The following is a 9,106-nucleotide window of genomic DNA, read 5'->3' as shown; positions in this document are numbered from 1 at the left end:
TGGTACAGGAATAGAATTTAGAGCAGCAGCTGACTCAGGGGTACTACCTAAAGCTAAAAATGCAGGGGTAGTAAGCTACGTTAGTGCAAGTGAAATAAAAGTTAAGAGAGACGTAGATGGTGGAATAGATACTTACAAACTTCTTAAATTCAAGAGAAGTAACCAAGGTACTTGTATAAACCAAAGACCTCTAGTTTCAATGGGAGAAATGGTATTTAAGAACCAAGTACTTGCAGATGGTCCTTCAACTGATTTAGGAGAAATAGCATTAGGAAAGAACATCAGAATGGGATTCATAACTTGGGAAGGTTATAACTACGAAGATGCCATGCTAATCTCAGAAGAATTAGTAAGAGAAGACGTATTTACATCAATCCATATAGAAGAATATGAATGTGAAGCAAGAGACACTAAACTTGGACCTGAAGAAATAACTAGGGATATTCCAAATGTAAGTGAAGATGCTTTAAAAGATATAGATGAAAGAGGAATAATCAGAATCGGAGCTGAAGTAAGATCAGGAGATATCCTTGTTGGTAAAGTAACTCCAAAAGGTGAAACTGAATTAACAGCAGAAGAAAGATTATTAAGAGCTATTTTCGGTGAAAAAGCAAGAGAAGTTAGAGATACTTCATTAAGAGTTCCACATGGAGAAGCTGGTATAATAGTAGATATTAAAGTATTTACTAGAGAAAACGGCGACGAATTAAATCCAGGTGTTAATGAACTTATAAGATGCTATATAGCTCAAAAAAGAAAAATATCAGTTGGAGATAAGATGGCTGGACGTCATGGTAACAAGGGGGTTATTTCAAGAATACTTCCTGAAGAAGATATGCCTTTCTTACCAGATGGAAGACCACTACAAATCTGCTTAAACCCACTAGGGGTTCCATCACGTATGAATATCGGTCAGGTACTAGAAGTTCACTTAGGATGGGCAGCTAGTGCATTAGGATGGCACATTGCTACACCAGTATTTGATGGTGCGACTGAAGAAGATATAGAACAATGCTTAAGAGATGCAGGATATAATGCAAATGGAAAGACTGTTTTATATGATGGTAGAACAGGAGAAGCATTTGATAACGAAGTTACTGTTGGTATAATGTATATCTTAAAGCTTGCTCACTTAGTTGATGATAAGATTCACGCAAGATCAACTGGACCATACTCATTAGTTACTCAACAACCACTTGGAGGTAAAGCTCAATTTGGTGGTCAAAGATTTGGGGAAATGGAAGTTTGGGCACTAGAAGCATATGGTGCAGCTCATACATTACAAGAAATCTTAACTGTTAAGTCAGATGATGTTGTTGGTAGAGTTAAGACTTATGAAGCAATAGTTAAGGGAGAAAACATCCCAGAGCCAGGAATTCCAGAATCATTTAAGGTTCTTATAAAGGAATTACAAGCACTTTGCTTAGATATTAGAGTTCTTAATGATGAAAATGAAGAAGTAAAACTTAAAGAGTTTAGTGAAGATGATGATTCAGCAGATTTAGAAGTAAACATGGAGGGTACAGAAGAGTTTGTTGATAAACAACCAGTACTAGAAACTGAAGACAGCTATACTTCAGAAATTGAAGAAGATGAAGAAGATTTTAAGGGTTTTCAGTTAGAGGAATTTCAAGATAACTTAGAACTTGATGATTTTAACGATGAACACTAATTTTGAAGGGAGGATTACCCTTGTTTGAATTAAATAATTTTGATGCCATACAAATAGGCTTAGCATCTCCTGAACAAATCAGAGAATGGTCAAGGGGAGAAGTTAAAAAACCAGAAACAATTAACTATAGAACTTTAAAACCAGAGAGAGACGGTTTATTCTGTGAAAGAATATTCGGACCTATGAAAGACTGGGAATGTCACTGTGGTAAATATAAGAGAGTTAGATATAAAGGTATAGTTTGTGACAGATGTGGAGTTGAAGTTACTAAAGCTAAAGTAAGAAGAGAAAGAATGGGGCATATTGAACTTGCTGCCCCAGTTTCTCACATCTGGTACTTTAAAGGAATTCCATCAAGAATGGGATTAATACTTGATATGTCACCAAGATCATTAGAAAAGATTTTATACTTTGCATCATATGTTGTAATTGACCCAAAGGAAACACCATTGTTAAAGAAACAACTTCTTAATGAAAAAGAATATAGAGAAGCTATAGATAAATATGGTGAAGAAAGCTTCGTAGCTGGAATGGGTGCTGAAGCAGTTCAAGATCTTTTAGGTGAAATTGACTTAGAAGCTAGTTCAAAAGAATTAAAGGAAGAGTTAAAACATAGCACAGGTCAAAAGAAAGTAAGAATAATCAGAAGATTAGAAGTTGTAGAATCATTTAGAACTTCAGGAAATGATCCAAAATGGATGATTATAAATGTAATACCTGTAATACCACCAGATTTAAGACCAATGGTTCAATTAGATGGTGGAAGATTTGCTACTTCAGATTTAAATGACCTTTATAGAAGAGTTATAAATAGAAATAATAGATTAAAGAAATTATTAGATTTAGGAGCACCTGATATAATTGTTAGAAACGAAAAGAGAATGCTTCAAGAAGCTGTAGATGCTCTTATAGATAATGGTAGAAGAGGAAGAGCTGTTACTGGTCCTGGAAACAGACCATTAAAATCTCTTTCAGATATGTTAAAAGGTAAGCAAGGTAGATTTAGACAAAACTTACTTGGTAAGAGAGTTGACTATTCTGGTAGATCAGTTATAGTTGTTGGACCAGAATTACAAATGTATCAATGTGGTCTTCCAAAAGAAATGGCACTTGAATTATTTAAGCCATTTGTTATGAAAAAATTAGTTCAAGATGGAATAGCACATAATATAAAGAGTGCTAAGAGAATGGTTGAAAGAGTTATGCCACAAGTATGGGATGTATTAGAAGAAGTAATTACAGACCATCCAGTATTACTTAACCGTGCTCCTACTCTTCACAGACTTGGTATTCAAGCGTTCCAACCGGTATTAGTAGAAGGAAGGGCTATTAAACTTCATCCATTAGTATGTACAGCATATAATGCTGACTTCGATGGTGACCAAATGGCTGTTCACGTACCATTATCAGTTGAAGCTCAAGCAGAAGCTAGATTCTTAATGCTTGCAGCTGGTAACATAATGAAACCATCAGATGGTAAACCAGTTTGTGTACCTACTCAAGATATGGTTCTTGGTTCTTACTATATCACTATGGAAAAAGAAGGTGCATTAGGCAGTGGTAAATACTTTATGTCAAAAGATGAAGCTATAATGGCTTATGAAGTTAAGGCAATAGATATTCATGCAGACATATTTGTAAAAATGTTCAGAGAAGTAAATGGGGAAATGAAATCTGGAATAATTAAGACTACTGTAGGTAAATTAATATTCAATGAATCAATTCCTCAAGATTTAGGATTTGTTGATAGAAACAATCCAGAAGAAATGTTTAATTTAGAAGTTGATTTCTTAATAACTAAGAAATCATTAGGTAAAATAATAGATAAGTGTTATATGAAGCATGGTCCAACAGAAACTTCAATAATGCTTGATAAAATAAAAGCTTTAGGATATCATTATTCATCAATTGGAGCAGTTACAGTTGCTGCATCTGATATGATAGTACCTCCAGAAAAGTATGAACTATTAAAAGAAGCTGATGAAACAGTTGAAAAGATAGAAAAAATGTATAAAAGAGGTTTCATTTCAGAAGATGAAAGATATGAAAGAGTTATAGAAAAATGGACTAAGACAACAGAAGATGTTGCCAATGCATTAATGGATAGTTTGGATAAGTGGAATCCTATATTCATGATGGCTGACTCTGGAGCCAGAGGTTCTAAGTCACAGATCAAACAATTAGCAGGTATGAGAGGACTTATGGCTAGTCCATCAGGGAAAATCCTTGAGTTACCTATTAGAGCTTCATTCAGAGAAGGTCTTGACGTGCTTGAATACTTTATCTCAACTCACGGAGCTAGAAAAGGTAATGCCGATACAGCTCTTAAAACAGCTGACTCAGGATACTTAACAAGAAGACTTGTTGATGTATCACAAGATGTTATAGTTAGAGAAGAAGATTGTGGAACTGATGAAGGTATATTTGTTACTGAAATAAAAGAAGGTAACGAAATAATTGAAGAATTAAAAGAAAGATTAACAGGAAGATATTCAGCAGAAGATGTATTACATCCAGAAACTGGTGAAAAATTAGTTTCAAAGAATGAATACATGGATGCAGAATTAGCTGAAAAAATCAGTAATGCTGGTGTTAAAAAAGTTAAAATTAGATCAGTATTTACATGCGGATGCAAGATAGGTGTTTGTACTAAATGTTATGGTATGAACATGGCAACAGCTCAAAAGATAAACATAGGGGAAGCTGTTGGTATAATAGCAGCTCAATCAATCGGAGAACCTGGTACACAGCTTACAATGAGAACATTCCACACAGGTGGGGTTGCATCAGCTGGAGATATTACACAAGGTCTTCCAAGAGTTGAAGAATTATTTGAAGCAAGAAAACCTAAGGGTCTTGCAATTGTAAGTGAAATAGATGGTACTGTAAGAGTTGAAGAAACTAAGAAAAAGAGAATGGTTCATGTAATGGGAGCAGATGGAGAAGAAGTAAGTTATGATATTCCATTTGGTTCAAGAGTCAAAGTTTCAAATGATGATTACATTGAAGCTGGAGATGAAATTACAGAAGGTTCAGTAAATCCTCATGACATAATGGCTATTAAAGGCGTTGATGGGGCAAGAAAATATCTTTTATCAGAAGTTCAAAAAGTTTATAGACTACAAGGTGTTGATATCAACGATAAGCACTTAGAAGTAGTTGTTAAACAAATGACTAGAAAGATAAAAGTAACTGAATCAGGAGATACAAATCTTTTACCAGGAACTACAATAGATATGTTCAACTTTGCAGAAGAAAATGCTAGAGTAAGAGAATTCGGTGGAGAAGAAGCAAAAGGAGATCAAGTTTTACTTGGAATAACTAAGGCTGCTCTTGCTACTGATAGTTTCTTATCAGCTGCATCATTCCAAGAAACTACAAGAGTTCTTACTGAAGCTGCAATTAAAGGTAAGATTGATCCACTTGTAGGATTAAAGGAAAATGTATTAATAGGTAAATTAATTCCAGCTGGTACTGGAATGATGAGATATAGATCAGCAAGACTAGATGTTGAAGAAGACATAAATGAAGAAGATATCATGGTAAATGTTGAATAGAATTAATTTTGTTGACATGTGTATTCTTAAATGTTAAAATACGAGTTGTATGTTTGATAAAATATACAACAAGATAATTGCCTACAATACTTCATTGAGGCAAAGTTATGCTTTGTCTCATGAAGTTTTTATTTAAGACTTTAAATTTGTAGACAATATAAATTAGGTTTATCTAATAATTTTTTATAGATAAATAAAATTCAGGAGGTGAAAGAATGCCAACTATAAGCCAATTAGTAAGAAAAGGAAGAAAAGTTGCTGCGAACCAATCAACAGCTCCAGCATTAAAAAACTGTCCACAAAAAAGAGGAGTATGTACAGTTGTTAAAACATCAACTCCTAAGAAGCCTAACTCAGCCTTAAGAAAGGTTGCCAGAGTAAGACTTACAAACGGATATGAAGTTACTGCATACATTGGTGGTGTAGGACACAACTTACAAGAGCACAGTGTTGTTCTTATAAGAGGTGGAAGAGTAAAGGACCTTCCTGGGGTTAGATACCATATCGTAAGAGGAGCACTTGACTGTGCTGGTGTAGCTAACAGAATGCAAGGAAGATCAAAGTACGGTGCTAAGAGACCTAAGAAATAGGATTCTTAAATTCATGTAGTGCTTATCTTCAAAGTTTACATAGATTTATGAATTAAGTTTATATAGATGATGAGAGAAGCACTTTGCGATATCATTGATATCGAGTACCGATGAACTTAAATTCAAATTGTTAAGGAGGGAAGAAAAGTGCCAAGAAAAGGACATATAGCAAAAAGAGACGTTTTAGCTGATCCAGTGTACAACTCAAAGGTTGTTACTAAGTTAATAAACGGAATCATGCTTGACGGTAAAAAAGGAGTAGCACAAAAAATATGCTACCAAGCATTTGAAACAATAGCAGAAAAAACTGGTAAAGATGCTTTAGAAGTATTCGAAGAAGCTATGAACAACGTAATGCCATTACTAGAAGTAAAGGCTAGAAGAATAGGTGGGGCAACTTACCAAGTTCCAATAGAAGTTAGAGCAGAAAGAAGACAGACTTTAGGTATCAGATGGATGCTAGATGCTGCTAGAAAAAGAGGCGAAAAATTAATGTGTGAAAGATTAGCAGGAGAATTATTAGATGCTGCTAACAACACAGGAGCTGCCGTTAAAAAGAGAGAAGATACTCATAAGATGGCTGAAGCTAACAAAGCATTCGCTCACTACAGATACTAATTTAAATACTGTTTTGGCTTCTGCCAAAACAGTTTTGTTTAATTTAAAATTACTCATTGAGAGGAGGAATTATTATGGCAAGACAATATCCTTTAGATAAGTTTCGTAATATAGGGATTATGGCTCATATAGACGCTGGTAAGACAACAACTACTGAGCGTATATTATTCTACACAGGTAGAACACATAAAATTGGTGAAACACACGATGGTGCTTCACAAATGGACTGGATGGCACAAGAACAAGAAAGAGGTATAACAATTACTTCAGCTGCTACATTCTGTCAATGGAAAGGATATGCGATAAATATAATCGATACTCCTGGACACGTAGACTTCACTGTTGAAGTTGAAAGATCATTAAGATGTCTAGATAGTGCTATCACTGTTTTAGATGCAAAGAGTGGGGTTGAACCACAAACAGAAACTGTTTGGACTCAAGCAGATAACTATAGAGTACCAAGAGCAATCTATGTAAATAAGATGGATGCAACTGGTGCAGATTTCTATGCTTGTATCAACTCAGTAAGAGATAGATTAAAAGCTAATGCTGTAGCTATCCAAATTCCAATAGGATCAGAAGATACTTTCGTAGGTATGGTAGACCTTATGGAAAACGTTGCTCTTATCCACAAAGATGATTTAGGAAAAGACATCGAAAGAACTGAAATTCCAGCTGAATTAAAAGATAAGGCTGAAGAATACAGAAATATTATGATAGAAGCTATAGCTGAAACTGATGAAGAATTAATGATGAAGTACTTAGATGGTGAAGAACTAACTAAGGAAGAATTAAAGGCTGCTTTAAGAAAAGCTACTATCAATAATGAAATAATTCCTGTAATCTGTGGTTCATCATACAAGAACAAAGGTGTTCAAGAAATGATCGACTTAGTTGTTGATTACTTACCATCACCAATAGATATTCCAGCAGTAAAGGGTATATCAGTTGATGATCCAGATGTAGAATTAGAAAGAGAAGCTAGCGATGATGCTCCAATGTCAGCATTAGCATTCAAGATAGCTACTGACCCATTCGTAGGAAGACTTGCATTCACAAGAGTTTACTCAGGTGTTATGGAAAGTGGTACTTACGTTCTTAACTCAACTAAGGGTAAGAAAGAAAGAATCGGTAGATTAGTTAAAATGCACGCTAACTCAAGAGAAGAAATAAGCGAATTAAGAGCTGGAGACTTAGGAGCAGTTGTTGGATTAAAGAACACAACTACTGGGGATACTTTATGTGATGAAGCAAACCCAATAATCCTAGAAAGTATGGAATTCCCAGAACCAGTTATAGAAATAGCTATCGAACCAAAAACTAAGGCTGGTCAAGAAAAGATGGGTATAGCTTTAGCAAAACTTGCTGAAGAAGATCCAACATTCAAGACTTGGACTAACCAAGAAACTGGTCAAACAATCATCGCTGGTATGGGTGAATTACACTTAGATATCATCGTTGATAGATTACAAAGAGAATTCAAAGTTGAATGTAACGTAGGGGCTCCACAAGTTGCTTACAAAGAAACTATCAAGAAGGCTGTTAAGGCTGAAGGTAAGTTCGTAAGACAATCTGGTGGTAGAGGACAATACGGACACTGCTGGATCGAAATGATGCCAACAGAAGGAGAATATGAATTCGAAAACGCTATCGTTGGTGGAGCTATTCCAAGAGAATATATACCAGCAGTAGACGCAGGTATCCAAGAAGCAGCTGAAAGTGGGGTTATAGCTGGATTCCCAACTATAAACTTCAAAGTAAAATGTTTCGATGGTTCATACCATGATGTCGATTCATCAGAAATGGCATTCAAGATTGCTGGATCAATGGCATTCAAGAACGCTATGAAGAAAGCAGATCCAGTATTACTAGAACCTTCAATGAAGGTAGAAGTAATTGTACCAGAAGAGTACATGGGAGATGTAATGGGTGATATCAACTCAAGAAGAGGTAGAATCGAAGGTATGGAACAAAGAAATGGACGTCAAGTTATCAGAGCGTTCGTTCCACTATCAGAAATGTTCGGATATGCAACTACATTAAGATCAAGAACTCAAGGTAGAGGAACTTATGTAATGGTATTTGACCACTATGAAGAAGTACCTAAGAGCATTCAAGAAGAAGTAGCAGGAAAGAAAGCTAAGTAATTCTTTATGAAATTATAAATAAGAGAATGCTACAATTATAGTAGCATCTCTCTATTATATAAATTGAATATATTTTTACCTAATGGTTTAAATATTTTATACTAAATATTTTATACTAAATATTTTAAATAAATATATTAGTACAATAATGACAATATGTCATTACAATAAAGGAGGAATAACAATGTCAAAAGCAAAATTCGAAAGAAGTAAACCACACGTTAACATTGGAACAATAGGTCACGTAGACCATGGTAAGACAACATTAACTGCTGCTATTACAAAGGTTTTAGCCGACGAAGGAAAAGCAGACTTCGTAGATTACGCTAATATCGATAAAGCCCCTGAAGAAAGAGAAAGAGGTATTACTATTAATACTTCTCACGTTGAGTATGAAACTGACAAACGTCACTATGCTCACGTAGACTGCCCAGGACATGCTGACTATGTTAAAAACATGATTACTGGTGCTGCACAAATGGATGGAGCTATCTTAGTTGTTTCAGCTGCAGATGGTCCTAT

The 9,106-nt window shown here is 35.0% G+C and carries 6 protein-coding genes; all 6 read left to right on the top strand.

Features of this window, described 5'->3' with window-relative positions; translation table 11 throughout:
• Window positions 1-1,672, top strand: a 1,672-nt coding sequence (locus SPJ33_RS04395; protein WP_321116755.1) for a DNA-directed RNA polymerase subunit beta, incomplete at its 5' end; no start/stop codon positions are given.
• Window positions 1,673-1,692: 20 nt separating this feature from the next.
• Window positions 1,693-5,229: a DNA-directed RNA polymerase subunit beta' gene (gene rpoC / locus SPJ33_RS04390; RefSeq protein WP_321116754.1), complete on the top strand. Its 3,537-nt coding sequence runs from the start codon at window positions 1,693-1,695 to the stop codon at window positions 5,227-5,229.
• A 215-nt stretch (window positions 5,230-5,444) separates the two neighbouring features.
• Complete coding sequence (rpsL, locus tag SPJ33_RS04385; RefSeq protein ID WP_204596775.1) at window positions 5,445-5,819, top strand: 30S ribosomal protein S12; 375 nt, start codon at window positions 5,445-5,447, stop codon at window positions 5,817-5,819.
• 147 nt (window positions 5,820-5,966) lie between these two features.
• Window positions 5,967-6,437, top strand: a complete 471-nt coding sequence (gene rpsG, locus SPJ33_RS04380; protein WP_321116753.1) for a 30S ribosomal protein S7 — start codon at window positions 5,967-5,969, stop codon at window positions 6,435-6,437.
• A 74-nt stretch (window positions 6,438-6,511) separates the two neighbouring features.
• Window positions 6,512-8,584 carry an elongation factor G gene (fusA, locus tag SPJ33_RS04375; RefSeq protein WP_321116752.1) on the top strand — a complete coding sequence of 691 codons (2,073 nt, stop codon included), beginning with the start codon at window positions 6,512-6,514 and terminating at the stop codon, window positions 8,582-8,584.
• Window positions 8,585-8,768: 184 nt separating this feature from the next.
• Window positions 8,769-9,106 (top strand): GTP-binding protein (locus SPJ33_RS04370; protein ID WP_321116751.1); only part of this gene is annotated, 338 nt, incomplete at its 3' end.

Origin of the sequence: Clostridium sp., assembly GCF_034179595.1 — a bacterium.
Classification (GTDB): domain Bacteria; phylum Bacillota; class Clostridia; order Clostridiales; family Clostridiaceae; genus Clostridium.
This window is presented reverse-complemented; position numbering and strand designations above follow the sequence as displayed.

Bases quoted from the DNA above. Each gene is read 5' to 3' on its own strand.
- rpsL (WP_204596775.1), top strand. From the start codon at position 5,445: ATGCCAACTATAAGCCAATTAGTAAGAAAAGGAAGAAAAGTTGCTGCG.
- fusA (WP_321116752.1), top strand. From the start codon at position 6,512: ATGGCAAGACAATATCCTTTAGATAAGTTTCGTAATATAGGGATTATG.